Genomic DNA, 20,250 nt, shown 5'->3' on the forward strand with positions numbered 1-20,250 from the left:
CTAGACGATTAAGTAAAGATAATCACTAATTAACTGAAATAATATCTCTAAATATATAAAAGAATTTTTGTGACCAAATTGCGTCCAAGGCACAAAACCATATTCTTAAAAAAAAATTTCGATTAAGCTATTACACTATAAGGTTTTCATAACACTATTTTCAGATTACATCCTTATCGACACCTTTCATACTGAAAGTGTGCTATGCTTGCTGTTTTCAAGTCTTGGCTGTTTTGGATTTTGGAGAAAGTTTTATGCTTTCATAAATTATCGGTATAAACCAACCAACGAAGCCAAACTAACAGTGTGTTCGAAGAAATAAACTAACATGGTAGAAGCATGACAGTTGAACGCCCTGACATAACGACAGAAGACCCTGATCTTGTTGCCTTTGACGGCGCGACGAATGTTGGTGACACCACACCAACACCAGGGGTTCCCAAACGAGTTTTGGTCATTAAATTATCAGCTTTTGGCGATTTCATTCTCTCCATACGTTCATTCCAAGCTATTCGAGCATATCATCCAAACGCGGATATCACTCTATTAACCACGAAACCCTACCTTGCACTTGCAAAAGCCAGCGGCTGCTTCAACTCTGTACTTACAGACAGCAAACCAAAGATCTATGAAATACCCGCCATTCTAAAACTTCGGAAAACCCTGCGTTCGCACAAATTCGACCGAGTGTATGATTTACAACGCAATGAACGCACCAGCTTTTATTACAAGTTGTTTCCAGCAAAAAAACCAGAATGGGTCGGGAATGTTCGCGGGTGTTCACATTATTATGAAAAGCCAGCCGAGGGTATTTTTCATATTTCTGTAAGAGAAAAAGCACAGCTTGCTGTCGCCGGTATTACAAATATCCAACTTCCGGATCTGTCATTTATCAAAGCAGATGTCGATGATCTCGCATTACCAAGATCTTACGCCCTTCTTGTACCTGGTGGGGCTCCTCATCGCCCTGAAAAACGATGGCCCGTTGTGCGTTATTCCGAGCTCGCCAACCATATGACTCATTTGGGGATCACACCGGTCATTATAGGAACAAAAGCAGAGCGGGAAGAATGCGATCAAATCAAAAATTCTTGCTCGGCAGCAGTTAATCTTTGTGAAAAAACAAATCTGGAACAAATCGCCGTTATCGCAAGAAAAGCTCAGTTCTCAGTTGGGAATGATACCGGACCAATGCATCTGATTTCTGCAGCGGATTGCCCTGTTGTTGTGCTCTTTTCAAATGCCTCAGATCCCAACAAAATTTCCCCGATTGGCCCGGATGTAGAAATCATACAGGTTGATGATTTACAGAATCTAGAACTTGAAAGAGTGGCCGCCGCCATACCTGCATCAAAGTCCCATTAATTCGCGCAACAGTTTGATCCTTAAGGCTTTAACTGTTCTGCTTCGTAGCGTGCCTTAATATGCGAAACCATCGGATAAAGTGCGGCAAACGTTGCGATAAGAAAACCATAGCCCCCTTCCCTATACCCTTTCCGGCGGACAAAACAGCGCCAAAAACGGCTAAAAATACGGCGGGCATTATGCGGCATGGTCCCGATCTCGCCACTATCAATCAAATCTTTTGCCCTGGCTGTGGTATAGGAATCAAAACGCCTGATCATATCAGAAATATTATTATCCACATAATGAACTAATCTGTTTTCCAGTTTTACGCCGCGACGAGTACCTTCTTTCCAGTGCAGCTTAGGGTGTACCCGATCATTCCCCCAGCGCTTAACGCCTTTTCTACACAAACAAGAAGCAGACGCTTTTCCAAACTGAGCACCCCATCCATAGCGAACCAAATTACTGCCGATATAATTATCAACTGGAATTAAATAATAATCAGCATCATCCCGCTGAATAGTTGATCTGATTTCCTGGGCCAATTCAGGGGTAATATGTTCATCAGCGTCAATTTCCAGAACCCATTGCCCTCGACACATATCGTTGCCCGTATTTCTCCGGTCACCTTCTATAGGCCAACCGCCCTCAACAATACGATCTGTATATTCCAAAACAATGTCTTTTGATCGATCAGTACAGCGGTCAAGCACAACAACAATCTCGTCGCAGAACTTAACACGTTCAAGACAATCACGAATACGCTCTTCCTCGTTATGGATAACAAGCAACGCCGACAACTGAATATCAGCGTGGGGCGTATCATTTTCTATAAGCATATATTTTTCCTATATACAGGCGGGAGCTTTTTATAAAACGGTATCCATGTTGTGCCCCCGATTGTAGAGCTCTTCTGCTGCAGTAACAACGGTATCAACAGCAAGGGATCTCATATAACTCTCAGCACCATGCCTATAATCATAGTTTGGATGATTGATAATTTCCCGATAGCTTTCTGGCGTCCGGACACAAGCACAATCGCCCCCCCAAGGATGATAGCGCCACTCAGGGCTAGGACCAAACAAGCCCAAAGTTTTTACACCGGCGGCAGCGGCAAGGTGCATCAAACCAGAATCATTGCCAACGAAAAGGCTGCTCCGCTTTAGGCAAGCTGCAACTGTAACCAAATCATGACCAATAAGATCAATCACCCGGTTTTCAGGTAAAGAGGTTAATACAGATGCGATCTGTTCTCTCTCATGTGACGCAGCCAGAACCACAAGGCGCGCATCGGGCAAGAGACCACGGGGACGGACCAGCATTTGTACTAATTGAGAAAAATTTTCTGCGGGCCATTGCTTACCACTCCAATTTGCCGCAGGGCCTATAGCCAGAACTTCTTTGCCATCAGGGATAAGCTCTGCAGCTTTTTTATTGTGATTAGCATCAGTCCAAATAACTGGAGAAGGAGGTTCCACACTATCTAACACTTTTGATAGCTCAACAACACGATGAACCTGTCCATCTTTCGATGTGTGAATCAATCGGCGCTTTGCGGCGAGAAAATAGCTAATGCCCGTACCACGCATATCCACGACCACATCCCAACGTTTTTTGACACACCGTGCCCAAAGTTTGAGCCAATGAGCATGATATTTTAACTTTGAGACAGGGATTATCTCTTCCAGACCGGGTACTGCTTCGTAAAGGGAAGCCACAATGCTCCCTGTAGCAATAGTAACTTTAGCACCCGGATATTGATCTAACATTGATTGTAAGACACCATTTGATAAAACGGCATCACCAATTCTGTTAGATGTAATAAAAAGTATTCTCAACGCAGCTATTCCAGCAAAGGGCTTAAATAAGTTTTAGATGATTTATAGCAAGCTTACTCTTTCATCAACACTTCTAACAGCTTATATATCATACTAAATATTTCAATGCGGCTGACTACCCTCACAAACATCCTGGTTATTCAGTTCATCACATAATCGTTCACAGAGATTGAAAAAAATGAGTGATATTGTTGTAACAAAACTTGAACATCGAACTGCTCTAAAACTGGACGGTGACGAACTCATTCCCTTTTTGCAAGCTGTTGTTACTCAAGATATTAGTCAGGTTACCTCGACAAAGTCAGTCTGGTCAGCTTTGTTAACACCGCAAGGTAAATTCCTTCACGAATTTTTTGTGACCTCATCTCCTTATGGAGGTCTTTTTCTGGATTGTGAAAAAGAGCGCGCCGCCGACCTGTTGAGACGCCTTAAACTTTATAAGATGCGATCAAAAGCAACACTTGAACAAACAAATGATCAATACACAATCCTTGCATTACAAGGTCGCGACCTAAGCAAACAGTTTGAGGTCCCAAACGAAAAAGGTGTCAGCAAAGAAGTATTAGGTGGCTGTATTTACATCGACCCCCGCCATCAGGCCATGGGGGCAAGAGCTATTATCCCCACTGAAAGCCTTGCCGTATTCCTTGAAAAATATGCCCTAACAGAAGGTACTCTCGAAAACTATGACCGAGCAAGGGTCGCTCTTGGAATTCCTGACGGTAGCCGCGACCTTGAAATCGAAAAGTCAATCCTACTTGAAAATGGCTTTAATGAGTTAGGCGCGATTGATTGGGATAAGGGTTGTTATATTGGTCAGGAGCTTACAGCCCGTACCAAATACCGTGCACTCATAAAAAAACGCCTTGTCCCTGTGACATTAACAGGTTCGTTACCCGCTATTGGTTCAGATATCACCAACACAGGAGAAAACGTTGGTGTCTTGAGGTCCCTTTATGGCAATCAGGGCCTAGCAACACTTAAAATTGACGCACTAGGATCTGACCAGTTGCTTTGTGATAAAGCAATTGTAACACCCCAACTTCCCGACTGGATAGAAATCACTTCATGAAAAAGCTTGATCAAAAATTCAAGCAAAACCCGGTAGCCGACACCGATGCCTCCTCATTAATCAAGTTGATAAAATCTTGTTATGAGGAGTACAAAAATCAAGGTGTTATCTTCGATATACAGGAAGAAATAGAACTTCTGAAACCTGCGTCTCACTTTGAAGATCACAATGGTAAGCTATTAGGGATCCGGTCATCATTTGATCCAGAAAACTTAGTCGCAGTTTGCGGTTTTACACAATCAGAACCTCGCTTATCGGGCACTAGGAAAATGGAGTTAAAAAAGCTCTATGTTTCACCCAATTACCGGGAGCATGGCCTTGCGCAACACCTGGTGAATGAAGTCATAAAAGAAGCCCGCCATAGAAATATTGCGGAACTATTTCTTTGGACGGATACACGCTTTACCAAAGCACATCAATTATATGAGAAGTTAGATTTCATCAAACAGGCAACAACACGAAAATTACCAGATAAAAGTAATTCAGAAGAATTCTGCTATCGTTTAGCTATAAAACCAGCGAATGGATCAATGTCCTGATGCATTTGAAATCAGATTAAGGATTAGCACTCCGCCTATGATCATTCCGATCCCGATAACACCAGCCAGATCCATTTTCTCACCGTAGATGACAATGCCAAGTCCGGCGGTTAGAACGATACCAGCACCAGACCAGACGGCATAGGTAACACCAATAGACAGTTGTCTGGTCACAATCGACAACAAATAGACCGCGATTAAATAACCAACAATCGAGACAGTCGTCGGCAAAGGCTTTGTAAAACCATCCGCTGCTTTTAATGAAAGCGTTGCTATGACTTCGCTTACGATCGCAATTGCCAATATGACATAAACGGACATGGGACTTAGCCTTTAGGTAAAAGATAGCTCACAATTAGAACTCGTCATCCATTTAGACCATAAAGCTATCTAAAGGACTAGTTTGTTTGCGGCACTTCAATCCAGTTTTTAAGAAAAGTTTTTAAGTCTGCAATATCCGGCCATCCCGCCACGACATCAATATGCATCTGTCGCGCGCGTTCCCGATCATGATCAGGTAAAGAGCGGTAACTAAAAATAGCTGTTTTACTGGCAGGCGCCCCTAAATCTTTTAGCCAATCCAGTTTATAGAGCATCGTACTCGATGGGCCTGAGGAATGAGAACTGGAGCTAAAATACCCGGTTTTACACTCAATAAGATAGAGACGATTGTTACAAAGAAAGGCAATGTCAATTTCGTTTCGCGAGCCTGTTGGTGCTTCAATATTTACGCCACTTGCAATGTCACCAATCTGCACCGGATAATTCTGTTCTGCCCATTCGCGTTTGAGCTGGTTAATAACAGCATAGCCATATAGCTCAAACCAACCACCTCTCAAAAATTTCGCAGCATCCTGTCCCCTGAACACCAAATGCTGCTTTTTCCATTCAAGAAATCCAGTTTCTCGAAAGCAATCTACCATATGTATAAAATCATTATTTTTAAGTAACTTATGTGAAACAGGTCCGGCTTGGTAGTAACCTTTGTTTTCTTTTACCCGGCTCATATATCCGTTAAAAGCACCAATAACTGGTGAAAATTTCTTCGCATTTTTGGCCATTCTCTCCCCAAGTCGCACCATCTTCTCGCTGAGATCATGTCGCACAGGATTCGGTGAGGTAATTTTAAATCCATTACCCGATAATACATCTTCAAGAGAGGCATTATCAGGAATATCAAGATTTGATCGCTCCGCGCCGCTTAACCACACAATTCGATCATTTTTTGCATCCACCAAAAAAGCTGGAAGGTGATTACGCATAAAAACGGATACAGCAGCTAAACTAAGTGCTTTCCCGCCGCCAGAAGCATTGAGTACAACTGATTGCTTTTCATCAGGAGAAAGAGTTTCGAACACAGTAGAAATTTGCCCAACTAAAGGTGAAATTTCTACCGGATCAAGCCCGTCGCCAATGGTGTGAATATCAACAGCTATTTGGTGATCCACAAGTGTCTCTTTAAGATAACGCGCCTGTTCCAGATGGCGGGTATCACATAGAAGTAATACACGCTTGGCAGGGAAAAATCGGCTCTCTGCTATCTTCGCCAAAGCCGGATTGAGGTTTGGCAAACTGGTATCAGATACCAGACAGATATGGACAGGCCCTGATCTTGTCTCTGTCATTCAGCTATCACAAAATCAAGTTTACTATTTATCTGCCCCAACAGTTTAAAGGGAGAAAATTGATCTAAATTATCGGATAGGAGTTTTTTTTGCTGGATAAAATCAAGGCCTTTACGTCCAAAGTTCTCTCTTAGTCCCTCAAACAACCAATGCTGTGCCTGTCTGTAACGCCTTTCAGTAAGTTTTCCGTTTGCTTGCATATACTGATAATGCTCATCAAGGGCGGATATGAATTCCTGCACACCATTCTGACTATTGGAGGTATGATCTTTTGCTGAAAGCGATAAAATTCGAATATCCCATTCATCTGAACGTGTGGACGTCAAAGATAAAGCCCCGCGCAAGTCGGCTTTTGCCCGCTCTGCCGTTTTCCCTAAATCGGCCTTTGTCACCAAAGCTATATCAGGAATTTCAGCAATACCGGCCTTCATAAATTGTAAGGAATCACCCGATCCAGGTTGAACGCAAAACACAATGCTATCCGCAACACTGGATATATCTGTCTCAGACTGCCCGACCCCGACGGTTTCAATCAAGACGATATCAAATACAGCGCGCATCAGAACCATTGCGGCAGTGGCGTGATCAGCCAGTCCCCCTAATCTTTGACGTGCCGCCATCGACCGCACAAAAACCCCCTGATCTTCCGGATCCGTAACAAAACGAACCCGATCCCCCAGAAAAGCCCCACCAGATTGTTTTGACGAGGGATCAATTGCAATAACCCCGACGGTTTGTCCCTTCGCGCGATAGAGCGAAATCATTTCAGACAACAAAGTCGATTTACCAACCCCGGGCGGCCCTGTAATGCCAATGACCTGGGCACAAGGTTCGGCATAACATTCACTCAAAAGGGGCAGCATTTTCTCATAAGATTGTTCCAGCCCGGAAAGCGCGCGTGAAAAAGCTAACTTTCCACCTTGCCGAAGAGATACCAGCCCCAGTGTCACACACTCTGTCATTATCCAATGTGCCCCTTAATCAAACTCTGCAAAGCGCAATGCTAGCAAAAGCAACCTGCCACGGCATTAAAATAACTACCGCTTTGCTTTATTTCACTATAGATTTCTTAGATAATAAAAGCACATCCACCTAAAGCCCCGAAACAAAAAGAAGGTCAAGGATGAGACAAGAACGTGGGATGAAAGAAGAGCGTCAAATGAAAGAAGAGCAAGGTATTAAATATGGTGACGAGACTAATCTTGCAGAAAAAGTCGCAAGTTTGCTAAAGGTAGATACCTCCTATCTACGGCATGAGACAAGTAATCAAGAGAGCAATGACAATACACAAAAGCCCCCTTACAGTGCGCAGGATTTTTCAGTTTTTGATCATCTCCATTCCAGAGGCCGTGCCTCGACACAAGAACTAAGCGAATACCTTTCCGCACATCCCGGATCCGAGCTTCTGGATATTGGCTGTGGCATTGGTGGACCAGCTCGTTTTATCGCCGAGAGATTTGTCTGTAAGGTTCATGGCATTGATCTGACAAAAGATTTTTGTGAAACAGCAATATTGCTAAATCGTCTTTGTGGGTTAGATAAACGTATTCATATCACCCATGGAAATGCCTGTAACATGCCCTATGACGATAATCATTTTGATACCGTCTGGACCCAGCACACATCAATGAATATTGCAGATAAAAAAGCTTTTTATTCCGAAATAAAACGAGTTCTTAAGCCCGGTGGCACGTTTCTGTTTCACGACATCTTTTCGAACGATAGCCTTAAAACAGACGAAGAACGTCAAATACACCTGCCGGTTCCCTGGGCAAGCCGTGCCGAACACAACCACCTGGTCGCCGGAGAAGTCATTCGGGATATTCTGAAAGATCTCGGATTTCACAGAGAAATCTGGACCGATGTAACCGCTGAAACTCACTTGTGGTTTCATAACTACAGCGCTACAGGGAATGACCAGAACAAATTATCTAACGACCTTAATCCAGCACTTTTTATTGGCAAAGATTTTCCTGAACGCGCCAAGAATTTGAAAAAGAACCTGGCGCTAAACAAAATATCCGTCATTCAGGGTGTTTTTAGAAAGGGCTAATACTTATAAGTCATTACGAAGGAAAGTAATCCGGCAAGAAAGTATTGAAACCTCAAATAACATTAGAAAACATACTCCAATAAAAAAACATGAGAAAGCTATAAAGATGCTAACACCTTTCCATATTGCTGTTCCGGTTCGGGATATTGACGAAGCCAGAGAATTCTATGGCACAAAGATGGGCTTTTCCGAGGGCAGGAGCAGCGATAAATGGATTGATTACAATATGTTTGGGCATCAATTCGTGGTTCATCTGGATGAAACATTGGGGAAAAACGGTAGCGTCGCTCAAATCCGAAATGCCGTTGATGGCCATGGCGTCCCGGTTCCACACTGTGGGGTTGTTTTACAAATGCAAGACTGGCAAGCCCTCGCAGAACGCATGCGCGGTATCATCGATGATTTTATAATAGAGCCTTACATTCGCTTCAAAGGGGAAGCAGGGGAACAAGGAACCATGTTCTTCACTGATCCCACAGGGAACGCGCTGGAGTTCAAGGGCTTCAAAAACATTGAAAAAGAGCTATTTGCTACCTGAATAGAAAATCAATAACCAAATTTATTTTTCCCTGTTCGTATTCTATAGCAATACGGCATTAGCCGATAGAAGATATACCGCAGCAAAAAGGGCCGCAAAATGCGGCCCTTTCTTCTTTGCTTTCGGATGGAACCTATCGGGGAATAGAAAACCCGAAAGCGCAGAATTAGTTTTACGCCCAAAAAGAAACATTGGTATTACTTACTAGAAATAGTAACTAAGGCGCACCTGAAGATGGTCATCCCGACGAACGTCATACTGCAGTTCTTTAGTTGTCAGACCATCAGTGATCCGCAACTCCGCTTCAATTGTCCACCTGTCATTAAGGCGTCGATCTGCCTCGATAGAAAAGCTTCGAGCATGACTTAAACGGTCAACAATAACACCTGCGAGGAAGTCAGTATCTTCAACATCGTTGAGAGTTATACGCGCCCCAACGAAGATATCATCATCCAACACAGCACCAGGTGCTTCATCCTGATCTCGACCATCATAGTGATATTCGGCCAGTAATCCCAAATCACCAGAATCACCGATAATCCCAAAGAAAGTATATTCAACACCCCCGGAAAAGGCGATGAAGTCATCCCCCTGCCCTCGGCGATATATGCCTTCACCTTTCCAAAGCCACTCATCAAAAGTGGCCTGAACATCAATCGAGCTTTGATTGATAATATCATAGAAAGGAATCAATTTTGGCTGCCCGTTACCATCCGGTTTAACCACAAACCGAGGTTCCCGGCTTGTTCCATAAAAATGAGCAAGTCCCAGATCCCAATCACCAAGAACAGTCGAATAACGTAGAGCAAAATCAGGATGGAACTCTTCCAGATCAGACTCATATTCTGCGTTATCAGTATCTACGGGCAATGCAGATCTTAAGCGCCCTTTCCGCCCTGGGAAGGTACGCTCCCGGAAATAGGGCATAGCAAAGATGTTAATGTCACCCCAAGTATTCTGGATACCCAGATTGACCATGGGTTGGCCTAGTTTGTCTTCACCATCGACATCTTCAACGCCATCAGTTTGATTGATAATATCAACAAGATGTCGTGATTCTGTTACGCCCCAAAAGACCTTGTCTGCCCCGACTTTCAGATCCCAACCATCATCAATGTGCTGGTATTTCAACTCGCGGATATCACCGTGGCGACGCTCATCATCCTGTGCATCCAGTCGAAGAAAGGGTTTAAAGTCGATACGATCATCGCCATCGTTCCATTCCACCAGAAACTCTGGTTCCAGAACGACAGAGGGGTTCAAATGTTGATCCCGTTGTCCGCTGTGCAGGGCTGAATCAGGAAAAACCCGTAAGTCCAAACTCGCAGAACCAGAGTATTCCCAATAAATGTCGCTTTCTTCTTCATCTGCCTGTTCCTGAGCTTGCGCCTGACTGGCAGATACCGCAGAAAGAATAGACGCCCCCAATGCGACGGCCCCGGTTACAATAACCAGAGCAGCCAACTTGATCAGCTTCACTTTTTTAAAAAGGATGAAACGCGATCTCATCTATTCACTTTCTTATCTCACACGCTTGAGCGTGTTTTTGGTAAGCTCGCTATCCTTCAAGCCCTTCTGGAACTCGATCTTGGAAAAGACAAGACGTGTCTTTTTGCCCGTTTGATGATTTTCCATGTACATGTTGTAGGGACGCCAGTACTTATCGAGATGCTGTTTGAAGTCCGAAGAAATAAGTGTTTTCAACAGCTTGCCCTTACGATCATAATAATCGATTTTCTGCTGGCGATATTCTGACAGGTCATACCAAGTGATCATCTTGGTATAGCCAGAATTCTCATAGGTTGGCGTTTGCTCGACAACAGCACACTGCAACTCGCCACAAGGCTCGTCTCGCAGCCATTTGTAGGTGTATTTTTTCAACTCTTGCGCTGATAAATCTTCATAGGCAAATTCTGACCCCAAAAATGGCCCGGATTTATTCTTGGAGGAAATACGTTTCACACGTTTAACAGCTGGCAAATACATCCATTGATCATCAGGATCAAAAATCTTGGCAAAGCTCAAGAACGCAGTCCCTTTAACATCCCGTGGCTTGTCAAAGATCGTCAGACTTTTATCCCCGACATCGTGTCCCGGAACTTCCAGCGTTTTCTGGCGCATTTCACGGATAGACTTATCACCGTGACGGTTTTCCAACTGCATTTCCATAAAGGATTCAGTATCACCAAATCCCCAATCACGGCGATCCCATTCCTCGGCAATCGCAGTTCCCTTTGCAATATCTGCAGCTTCATCCGCCAGTGCGGCGCTAGAGAGCGCCGTACCGGAAGTGAATGCCACAAGGGAAAGAGAGAAAATCGTCGATAACAGTTTTTTACTCATTTTTAAAAACTCCAACTTCTTTATTCTGCTGGCGCAGCTGGTGCTGTACTTGTTGTCGTTGCCTTTTCGCCATCGAACAACATCAACAGTGGCGGCAACAAAAGGAAATCGATGAACAGTGCAATGGCAATTGTAATCGCCGTCAACAAGCCCATATCGGCATTCACAGAGAACGTAGACAGGGACAGGATCGCAAAACCGGCAACCAGTACAGCTGTTGTAATCCACAGCGCACTCCCCACAGTTCTAAAACCATAGCGAACAGCATCAGCAGAAGATTCACCCCGCTCTGTACGAGCACGATTGTACTTGCTGAGGAAGTGAACGGTCGCATCAACAATCAGACCAAGCGATGTCGCTGCAATCACGGAAACGGCCAAACCGACCTGACCAACAAACAATCCCCAAACACCAAAGGCCATAATCGCAGGAACCATATTTGGGATCAGGCTAATCAGACCCAACTTCAGGCTACGTAGTGCAAATACGAGGGAAAGAGAGATCAGGACAAAAGCCAGGGCTGTACCACTCAGCATGGATTTAATGTTACGATCAGCAAGGTGGGCAAACATCACCGAAGCACCGGATCCATCAGCTTCCATGTAACCCGGGGCATTATCCCGCAACCACTGTGTTGATTCCAGAGCGATATCACGCATGTCGTTGGAAGAAACATTATCCAAAGTCACAGTCATACGAGATGCCGATTTGTCGATATTGATCTGGCTGTTAAGGTCAAGACCATATGGCAAAGACATTTCATACAACAACAGATACTGTGCCGCGAGATCACGCTCATCAGGTAATTTATACCAACTGTCATCATCTCCATGCATTGATTTGTTCAGGCGTTTGAGAATGTCTGTTATAGAATTTACATGAACAACCTCTGGCTTTGAACGCAACCAGTTTGCGAAATCTTCCAGATGCGCCAGATATACTGGGCTGGAAACACCACCTGATTCTTCTGCATCAATTGAAAATTCGACCTGATAAACCCCGGTCAGATTATCCCGTGTAAAGTCACTATCAACACGGAAAGGAACAGTTGTATCGAAGTATTCGATGAAGCGGTCATCAAGCTCAATCTTTGAGATAAAAGATGATGTCCCAATAACAATCAGTCCCATGCCTAACAGAAGTTTTGTTCTGTGGCCGATTACAAACTCGCCAAGACGTTCCATTACAGATGATTTACCTGTTACAACGGGTTTAACCCGAACAGGCATCACGGCAATAAAGGCAGGCAAGAAAGCAATAGAGATAATCCAGGCCGCGATAACTCCAACAGCCGCAATGTTTCCAAGATCATGGAACGGCGGTGCTTCAGAGAAATTAAGGCTCAGGAAACCAATAACTGTTGTCAATGACGTTAGGAACACAGGCTGCATATTAACGCGCAGACTTTCCACAATAGCATCGCGTTTTGCCGTACCGTGACGCATTTCATGGAACATCGTCACCAAAATATGTACGCAGTCAGCAATGGCAATTGTCAGAATAATTGTAGGTGCCATAGCAGACGGCGGTGTCATTTTGATGCCTGCAAAGCCCGCTGCGCCCATAGCAACCATTGTCGAGAAAATCGTCACCAGCAATGTGCCTAAGGTACCCGTGAAAGAGCGCAAAAAAGCAACCAGGAAGATAATGATCACGAGGAACATCAATGGTGTCAGTGTGCTCATATCTGCCATGGAAGCCGCTGGAAAGGCATTACTTAATGGTGCAAGGCCTGTAATTGCCACTTCCAATTCTGGATTAGCTGCTTCTATGTTTGCAGCCATATTTTCGGCGTACTTTACAGCCTGATCAAGAGCAACAGCATCATCTGGCGGAAGCTGAAGAGTAATCTGGACCCCGGTTGTCGTGCTGTCTTCGGAAATAATACGCTTTGCCAATGCTGGCTCACTCAGCGCAATTTGTTCAATCCGATCCAACCCGACCTGGCTTAAACCACCGGTTTCTTCAACCAAGTCAGCAACCGTCAAATCGTCTTCTACGGCTTCCGTATGTTGAAAATTCGTAATGGAATCCACACGAATAGAATAGGGAATTTGCCAAGACTCTTCGGTCAAATCCTGTACAACTTCCAACCACTGTGGGGTAAAGACTTTGCCATTATTTGGCTTGAGAACAAAAAGAATATTATCCGTTTTGGTATATATATCCTGCAAACTTTCGAATGCATTCAATTGTGGGTTATCGTCACCAAAAAAGACACGATAATCACTTGTAAAGGAAAGAAAACGCCCACCCGATGCGACGCCCAATGTCGCCAAAATTGTGACCAGGAGGACGAGCCAGCGCCAGCGGATTATGCCTTTTGCATAACTGACTGACAGGCGGTCCATGAAATTGCTCATTTGCCAAGCTCCGAATAGATATCGTCTGCTTCGTGGCAATTATGTTTCTTTTGCTTTTCCCAAAACTGCCCCTCTGAAACCCGGCAAACTTTGAAGGAGATTCAGTTTTTTCCGCATCAAAGACTGCTTTTACTTTGGAAATCAGACGTTTTCCGGTATTACCTAACTTGAAACATAGTCACCACTAAAGTAAACTAGTCGGTGTAGTTTACTTATTTATATTTCAATGTAAACTACACGGTGTAGTTTATTTGGAGTCGAATTTGACAAAAGACAATTGCATCCTAGGCGCACTGGGGCGTAGAGCCTCTAAAAAAGAATTAAATACGGATCAAGACTCGGTTCAAAAGCCATCGGTTTGGGATCGGGACAAATGCCTTTTTGCCTCACTTGGTCAAAAATTAAGTCGCTCGGAACAGAAAAGAAACGACATTCGAAACGCCGCCAGTGAAATTTTTATTACGCAGGGCTTCGATGCCGCAAGCATGGATAAAATCGCGGCCCTTGCCGGCGTGTCAAAACGTACTGTCTACAGTCATTTTGGATCAAAAGAAGAACTATTTACACACGTTATTACTAATTTTTGTGACATCAAACGCGAAGAACTTGATGTTAAACCCGATCATAGTTTGCCCTTAAAAGAATGTCTCATAAAACTGGGAACAAAGTTTCTTCATATGCTGCACTATCATGGCAGTGTTTCCCTTTTTCGTATTCTGATTTCACAAGCAGAAACGGACCCTAGTCACGGCATTGAATTCATGAATCAAGGGCCAAAACTTTCAAGAGAGATTCTCGCTGCCTATCTGGAAGAAAAAATTTCAGAAGGAGAGATCGATGTTGCAGACCCTCTTGATGCAGCTCAAAGTTTTTATTCCATGCTCTTCGGGGCACGCTATCTCAACTGCCTGGTCACAGCGGCCCCACCACCATCTCATGAAGAGATCGATGAAATCGTGGAAAACACCGTCGAACGCTTTATCTATGGGTTGAAGGTTAAAAAGTAAAAATACACAATCAATTTTAATCCATTCCTGTTCAACTTAGCTATTGATTTTATTTGGCGAGGACGGGTTAAATATCCTGAAAATGATCCATCCCATGATCACTCGCACACACTTCAAATTCTAGCTCCTTAAACTTCTCATCATCCGGAAGAAGCGGTTGATGATCAAAATCATCAACACAAGACAACATAAGTTGTTCGGGTTTCAAATTCTCCGAAGTTCTAAAATCTGTTTTAGAAATATCCGCATTTTCAAAATTAACATTTTCTAAACTTGCAAAACTAAAATCTGTATATGTTAACGTTGTTCCAGCAAAACTAGCTCCATTTACTACACTCTCCTTGAAAGAAGCACCGAGCAAAAACGCCCCCTCAAAATCACTGTTCTGAAGCCAAGTATTTTCAAATTTTGCAGATTTTGCCCATGCCTTTTTTAGCTTAGCCTGTCTCATATCTGAATAATTAAAAACAGCTTCATAGAGCGTTGCATTATAAAAATTTACACCCAACAGAGAAGCAGCAGTAAGGTTAACGTGATTCAAGAAAGGTCCATGCTTTAAATCTAATGAAGAAAAATCGACACCGTCCAGCCTCTCTTTTTTAAACAAACAAGTTGTCGAGAAAGGTATACAGTATCTATTACGATTTAAGAATTCCAAGGCAGTTACTTTGCCCAAATTACCTGATGATTGCAGCGCCAATATCTGCCAAGCATTTATTTTTCTTTGTTCAGCCAAAGCAAATAATTCGGCATAGGTAACCCAAACTCCCAAAATAACAGTTAGAAGCCGAAAAATGGCACTCTTCAAAAAAGATGAAATACAGTGCTTTGTCAAAAATTTGTACGAATTGAAGAATCTTCTGACCTTACAATAAAGATCACTACCTAAATGTTGGATTTTGTTAACAATCGCTATATTCAGCATGTACATACCATCAACTACGTAAAAATTCACGGGGACCTTAAGTATTAAATCTCTGATGTAATCAAATTCAGCTGTGAACTAGGAAAGTGAAAATTCAGGAAAATATTACCTTTTTAACATCGGGTCACAAAAAGCAACCCCATGCTTTGTACTCTTTTAATTAGTAATTTGATCAGCCAATATCAAAGGTAATACCTTGGGCCAGAGGTAATTCGCGGGAATAGTTCACGGTATTTGTCTGGCGACGCATATAGGCTTTCCAAGCATCAGAACCACTTTCGCGGCCGCCACCAGTTTCTTTTTCGCCGCCAAAAGCACCACCGATTTCCGCACCACTAGGTCCGATGTTTACATTTGCAATGCCACAATCTGATCCGACGTCAGAGAGAAACTGTTCGGCTTCGCGCACATCCGTGGTGAAGATACAGGATGAAAGCCCCTGCGGTACGTCGTTCTGCATTTCTATTGCGGCCTCGAAGTCATCGTATTTCATAGCATAAAGGATGGGAGCGAAAGTTTCTGTCTTCACGACATCATTCTGTTCTGGCATTTCAACGACTGCCGGACGGACATAAAATCCATTGGGAAAAGTATCTTCCAGCTCGCGATTACCACCATGAACAATGCCGCCAGAATTTCTGGCCGCAGCAAGGGCACTTTGCATATTATCAAATGATCCCTGATCCACTAACGGCCCAACAAGTGTTCCCTGAACCAATGGATCACCAACCTGTACGGATTGGTATGCAGAGATCACACGCGGCATGAGTTGATCATAAATATCCTCGTGCACAATCAATCGGCGTAGAGTTGTACAACGTTGACCTGCCGTCCCCACAGCAGAAAATAAAATAGCGCGAACAGCCATATCAAGATCTGCACTCGGCGAGACAATCATCGCGTTGTTGCCCCCGAGTTCCAGAATGGAACGACCAAAGCGTTCGGCAACTTTGGGGCCAACCTGACGCCCCATCGCTGTACTTCCCGTTGCAGAGACAATCGGAACATCTTCACTACTGACCAGTACATCCCCGACATCACGACCACCAACAATCACATGATGCAAATCTTGTGGCGCATCACTCCCAAAACGAGCCACAGCCCGTTCAAATATCTTTTGACAGGCCAAAGCGGTCAAAGGTGTTTTTTCCGAGGGCTTCCAAATAACCGAATTTCCGCAAACAAGAGCAAGTGCTGTATTCCAGGACCAGACAGCTACCGGGAAATTAAAGGCCGAAATAACACCACAGACCCCTTGTGGGTGCCAGGTTTCCCGCATGTGATGCCCAGGCCGTTCGGACGCAATTGTCAAACCGTAGAGCTGGCGAGAAAGACCCACGGCAAAATCACAGATGTCGATCATCTCCTGTACTTCGCCCAAGCCTTCTTCGTAAATTTTACCGCACTCAAGCGTTACAAGGCGACCAAGATCTTCTTTGGATGCACGCAGTTCTTCCCCAAGCAACCTGACCAACTCTCCCCGTCTTGGCGCCGGGACGTTGCGCCATACTTTAAAAGCACTTTTAGAAGCCGAGATAATGCTCGAAACTTTGTTCGCGGGAATTTCATGAACATTAGCAATTTCTGAACCATCAACAGATGATGTAACACATAGGGAACCACCAGAGGTTTCTTCTTTTGTCAGACCAAGGCGTTCAAGAATATCTGTATAGCTCATTGTGGTTCTCCCGGGAAAAATCGTTATAAAGATAACGACGAAACATAAATTGTATATTTTCTAAAATATTAAATTAACCAAATCACGAAGAGTCGCAATAAAGGAATTATCGCAATATCATAACAAAAACTCATGAAGTTGATTGCATAGGGAGTAATTAAGGGTATATAAGCCTCCTTAACATGACATATTATCAAGCCTGATTTATCTGGGCCTTTACCAGAAATATAAACATCGCTTTTTAATTAGTTTTTTTCTTCGAACCGTGACAGGATAGCCCCGCTTGTCATTGAATTCGGTTTGTTACGCGTTATGTTCCTCTCCCCTGCACCTTTCGTGCAATTCTCACCAATTGATATTACTTCTCTCCATACCAACGGGAGCGAACAACAGGTGCAATTTTGAAAAATTCAGGAAAAAGCCCCGATACTTTCAAAAATTCAGTAGAGGATTCAGAGGAAAATTCAATAAAGAATTCAGGCCAAAACACTCATTCTGCTCATAACATAGAAATAGAAGAAGAGTTTTCAACGCCACTTCACTACAGTTTCGACAATCCCCCGATCCAAAAACCACCGCGTGTGGAGTGTTACCTGGATCAGGAAAACAACATCCGGCACATGATTTATATCGGGGTCATCCACCACGACCAACTGGTCCGGGAAGTTGTCGAAATCTGGCACAAAATTGGCCACCTTGACCGCTATGACAACCTGATTGACCTTCGGTTTCACAAAGGCGATGTTGGCTGGCATACTGTGAGGGAAATCGGACGCCAATGGGACCTTTATTTCAAAGGTGATGCTCCCCGGATACGCACGGCCTTTATCTCGCGCCACATCACGTTCAACCTCTTGATTAAAGCCATGCAGGCCTTGGCCCCGGAACATACCTTTCAGTCTTTTAAAACCAAGCAAGCTGGTTTGGACTGGCTCAAGGAATCAAAATAATTTTTCTATCTTTACGCAGATAATCGCGCATCTACATAGAGTGTATCACGGCTGGTTTTTTCCAGGTTGGTCATAACCCTGTAGGTCTCGTCAATTTCCTTGAGCTCTAAAACCTGTTCCGGCCTTCCATCGGCCAGAACTTCACCTTCCCTAATCAGCACCAGACGATCACAGAACTGAGCAGCAAGGTTCAAATCATGCAGTGCGGCAATCACAATCATATTCTTATTGCGCATAAAAGAACGGATCGTCGAAAGAATTGAAAGTTGATGGTGCAAATCCAGCGCGGAAGTTGGCTCGTCCAGCAAAACCAGTCTGGGTTCTCGAACCAGTGTTTGAGCAACAGAAACCATCTGCGCCTGACCGCCACTCAGCTTTGAAATTCCCCGATCCGAAAGATGTGATAGTCCCAGAGCATGTAAAACACTGGAGACGCGTTGCAGATCATCTTGTTTTACCCGCCAACCAGTCATTTGCTTTAACGCGAGCAGTACACACTCAAAAACGGTTAAAACCGCATTACATCCATAAGATTGCGGCATATAGGCCACGACCTTGGAACGTTGCCCCCGGCTGGCACGCCTGAGATCCCGCCCATCAAGCGTAATTGCGCCATCAGTTGGTGTAACAGCCCCGGCAATCGATTTAAACAAGGTCGATTTACCGGATGCATTTGGGCCAATAAGTCCGACAAACTCACCGCCCGACACCTTTGCAATCGAGACATTCTTGAGGATCTGCTTGCGCCCATAGCCAGAACAAAGTCCAGAAATTTCAAGCGTCATGATAATCGTTCCTTTCGAGTGCTTAGGATAAGCGAAATAAAAACAGGAACCCCAATCAAGGCTGTAATAATACCAATCGGATAAATGATCCCCGGGGTAATCATTTTGCTGATAATAGATGTAAGAGAGAGGGTCAGCGCACCGACCAACGCAGACAGTGGAATGAAAAAGCGCTGGTCTTCCCCGACAATCAAGCGGGCAATATGCGGACCGACCAAACCCACAAAACCAACGGTTCCCACAAAGGCAACCGCCGTTGCAGCAAGTAAAGAAATTACAATCAACATTTCAACTCGTAACCGAGCGACATCAATTCCCAAACTAATCGCCGTATCATCCCCCATCCGCAAGGCCGTCAACTGCCAGGTCCGATAGAAACTATAGGGAAGCGCAAGACTTAACAGGATCGCCCCCAGAGATATCTTTTCCCAACTTGCACGAGATAAAGATCCCATCATCCAAAAGACAATGCGGGCAAGCTCATCTTCGGATGCCATGTACTGCATCATGGCAAGTGCCGCATTAAAAGCAAAGAAGATGGCAATCCCGAATAGAATCATCGTCTCGGTGCCAACCCCTTTAATACGTGTTGCCACCAGAATGAAAACGCAGGTCATCAAGGCAAAAACAAAGGCATTAAACGTCACCAGCAAAGGCCCTAGATTGGGCACGATGCTCCACCCAACAACAATGGCCAAGGCTGCACCAAAAGATGCCGCAGATGATACCCCCAATGTAAAGGGTTCAGCCAAAGGATTGTTCAACACCGTTTGCATCTGTGCCCCGGCAAGCGCCAGAATGGCCCCAACCAATACAGCAGTAATGGCAATCGGCAATCGATAATCCCAGATAATGACCTCTAGTTTTATCCCGTGCGCCTGCGGGTTCAGTAACGTCTCAAAAACAACAGAGAGAGGAAAGTTTCCGGGACCATTAGACACATCAAAAACAAAAGAGGCACACAGCAATAGGCTAACGCCTAACAGGGTTAAATAACGACGCCGTAATTGCCGATGATACCCCACATGAGTAGTAAATTTTTCATACGTTTCGGTGGTAGCACCGACCTCATCTGTATTCCCGAACTTATCAGGGCTAAAGGACATCACTGATCTTTCTGAATTACATACTCTGAAACAGAAAACCTGTTGAGAGGTTAAGAAAAAACTTTCACGCCTATACTCAAC

Annotated in this window: 19 protein-coding genes; 7 read left to right on the forward strand and 12 right to left on the reverse strand. The window is 44.2% G+C overall.

Translation table 11 applies throughout. The annotated features are described in order from the left end of the window. Window positions 1–339 precede the first annotated feature (339 nt). Entirely contained in the window at window positions 340–1,365 is a 1,026-nt protein-coding gene (locus tag BKB51_RS03720; protein ID WP_085899739.1) for a glycosyltransferase family 9 protein, read from the forward strand. 20 nt (window positions 1,366–1,385) lie between these two features. Here BKB51_RS03720 and BKB51_RS03725 read toward each other — a convergent pair whose 3' ends face one another. Further along, entirely contained in the window at window positions 1,386–2,186 is an 801-nt protein-coding gene (locus tag BKB51_RS03725; protein ID WP_085899740.1) for a glycosyltransferase family 2 protein, read from the reverse strand. A 30-nt stretch (window positions 2,187–2,216) separates the two neighbouring features. Next, window positions 2,217–3,185 carry a glycosyltransferase family 9 protein gene (locus tag BKB51_RS03730; RefSeq protein WP_085899741.1) on the reverse strand — a complete coding sequence of 323 codons (969 nt, stop codon included), beginning with the start codon at window positions 3,183–3,185 and terminating at the stop codon, window positions 2,217–2,219. Window positions 3,186–3,363: 178 nt separating this feature from the next. On the opposite strand from BKB51_RS03730, the gene ygfZ reads away from it, so the two are divergent. Both ygfZ and BKB51_RS03740 read left to right on the forward strand, forming a co-directional pair. Further along, complete coding sequence (gene ygfZ / locus BKB51_RS03735; protein WP_085899742.1) at window positions 3,364–4,257, forward strand: CAF17-like 4Fe-4S cluster assembly/insertion protein YgfZ; 894 nt, start codon at window positions 3,364–3,366, stop codon at window positions 4,255–4,257. Beyond that, window positions 4,254–4,796, forward strand: coding sequence for a GNAT family N-acetyltransferase (locus BKB51_RS03740; protein ID WP_085899743.1), 543 nt, complete (start codon window positions 4,254–4,256; stop codon window positions 4,794–4,796). Before ygfZ ends, BKB51_RS03740 begins: the two co-directional genes overlap by 4 nt. Here BKB51_RS03740 and BKB51_RS03745 read toward each other — a convergent pair. The 3 genes from BKB51_RS03745 to BKB51_RS03755 form a co-directional block, all read right to left on the reverse strand. Further along, entirely contained in the window at window positions 4,785–5,117 is a 333-nt protein-coding gene (locus tag BKB51_RS03745) for a DMT family transporter (protein ID WP_085899744.1), read from the reverse strand. The genes BKB51_RS03740 and BKB51_RS03745 overlap by 12 nt on opposite strands. A gap of 77 nt (window positions 5,118–5,194) precedes the next feature. Beyond that, on the reverse strand, window positions 5,195–6,421 hold the full coding sequence (locus tag BKB51_RS03750) for a Card1-like endonuclease domain-containing protein (protein WP_085899745.1): 1,227 nt from the start codon (window positions 6,419–6,421) through the stop codon (window positions 5,195–5,197). Next, a complete protein-coding gene (locus tag BKB51_RS03755) occupies window positions 6,418–7,383 on the reverse strand; it encodes an ArgK/MeaB family GTPase (protein WP_085899746.1) in 966 nt (321 codons plus the stop codon). Before BKB51_RS03755 ends, BKB51_RS03750 begins: the two co-directional genes overlap by 4 nt. 161 nt (window positions 7,384–7,544) lie before the next feature. Between BKB51_RS03755 and BKB51_RS03760 the strand changes: the two genes are divergently transcribed. Further along, window positions 7,545–8,474, forward strand: a complete 930-nt coding sequence (locus BKB51_RS03760) for a class I SAM-dependent methyltransferase (RefSeq protein ID WP_085899747.1) — start codon at window positions 7,545–7,547, stop codon at window positions 8,472–8,474. A 106-nt stretch (window positions 8,475–8,580) separates the two neighbouring features. Then, window positions 8,581–9,012, forward strand: a complete 432-nt coding sequence (locus tag BKB51_RS03765) for a VOC family protein (protein ID WP_198946618.1) — start codon at window positions 8,581–8,583, stop codon at window positions 9,010–9,012. A 204-nt stretch (window positions 9,013–9,216) separates the two neighbouring features. Here BKB51_RS03765 and BKB51_RS03770 read toward each other — a convergent pair whose 3' ends face one another. From BKB51_RS03770 to BKB51_RS03780, 3 genes are read right to left on the reverse strand one after another with little or no spacing between them, the layout of a single operon-like run. Further along, the gene (locus BKB51_RS03770) at window positions 9,217–10,521 is read right to left on the reverse strand and encodes a hypothetical protein (protein ID WP_085899748.1); all 1,305 of its coding nucleotides are present in this window, start codon (window positions 10,519–10,521) and stop codon (window positions 9,217–9,219) included. A 12-nt stretch (window positions 10,522–10,533) separates the two neighbouring features. Next, window positions 10,534–11,355, reverse strand: coding sequence for an outer membrane lipoprotein-sorting protein (locus BKB51_RS03775; protein WP_085899749.1), 822 nt, complete (start codon window positions 11,353–11,355; stop codon window positions 10,534–10,536). 20 nt (window positions 11,356–11,375) lie between these two features. Continuing rightward, window positions 11,376–13,718, reverse strand: a complete 2,343-nt coding sequence (locus BKB51_RS03780) for an efflux RND transporter permease subunit (RefSeq protein ID WP_085899750.1) — start codon at window positions 13,716–13,718, stop codon at window positions 11,376–11,378. Window positions 13,719–13,981: 263 nt separating this feature from the next. Here BKB51_RS03780 and BKB51_RS03785 point away from each other — a divergent pair, with 263 nt between their 5' ends. After that, on the forward strand, window positions 13,982–14,725 hold the full coding sequence (locus BKB51_RS03785; RefSeq protein WP_125911778.1) for a TetR/AcrR family transcriptional regulator: 744 nt from the start codon (window positions 13,982–13,984) through the stop codon (window positions 14,723–14,725). 67 nt (window positions 14,726–14,792) lie between these two features. Here the strand turns inward: BKB51_RS03785 and BKB51_RS03790 are convergent, their stop codons facing one another. Both BKB51_RS03790 and amaB read right to left on the reverse strand, forming a co-directional pair. After that, window positions 14,793–15,650: a pentapeptide repeat-containing protein gene (locus tag BKB51_RS03790; protein WP_158090137.1), complete on the reverse strand. Its 858-nt coding sequence runs from the start codon at window positions 15,648–15,650 to the stop codon at window positions 14,793–14,795. A gap of 172 nt (window positions 15,651–15,822) precedes the next feature. After that, the gene (amaB, locus tag BKB51_RS03795) at window positions 15,823–17,328 is read right to left on the reverse strand and encodes an L-piperidine-6-carboxylate dehydrogenase (RefSeq protein WP_085899753.1); all 1,506 of its coding nucleotides are present in this window, start codon (window positions 17,326–17,328) and stop codon (window positions 15,823–15,825) included. A gap of 401 nt (window positions 17,329–17,729) precedes the next feature. Here amaB and BKB51_RS03800 point away from each other — a divergent pair, with 401 nt between their 5' ends. After that, complete coding sequence (locus BKB51_RS03800) at window positions 17,730–18,278, forward strand: hypothetical protein (RefSeq protein WP_085899754.1); 549 nt, start codon at window positions 17,730–17,732, stop codon at window positions 18,276–18,278. A gap of 11 nt (window positions 18,279–18,289) precedes the next feature. On the opposite strand, the gene BKB51_RS03805 is transcribed toward BKB51_RS03800, so the two are convergent. Continuing rightward, a complete protein-coding gene (locus tag BKB51_RS03805) occupies window positions 18,290–19,063 on the reverse strand; it encodes an ABC transporter ATP-binding protein (protein WP_085899755.1) in 774 nt (257 codons plus the stop codon). Continuing rightward, window positions 19,060–20,169 carry a FecCD family ABC transporter permease gene (locus tag BKB51_RS03810; protein WP_085899756.1) on the reverse strand — a complete coding sequence of 370 codons (1,110 nt, stop codon included), beginning with the start codon at window positions 20,167–20,169 and terminating at the stop codon, window positions 19,060–19,062. Before BKB51_RS03810 ends, BKB51_RS03805 begins: the two co-directional genes overlap by 4 nt. Window positions 20,170–20,250 lie beyond the last annotated feature (81 nt).

The sequence above is a fragment of the Kiloniella majae genome (genome assembly GCF_002118315.1).
GTDB classification, from domain to species: Bacteria; Pseudomonadota; Alphaproteobacteria; order Kiloniellales; family Kiloniellaceae; genus Kiloniella; species Kiloniella majae.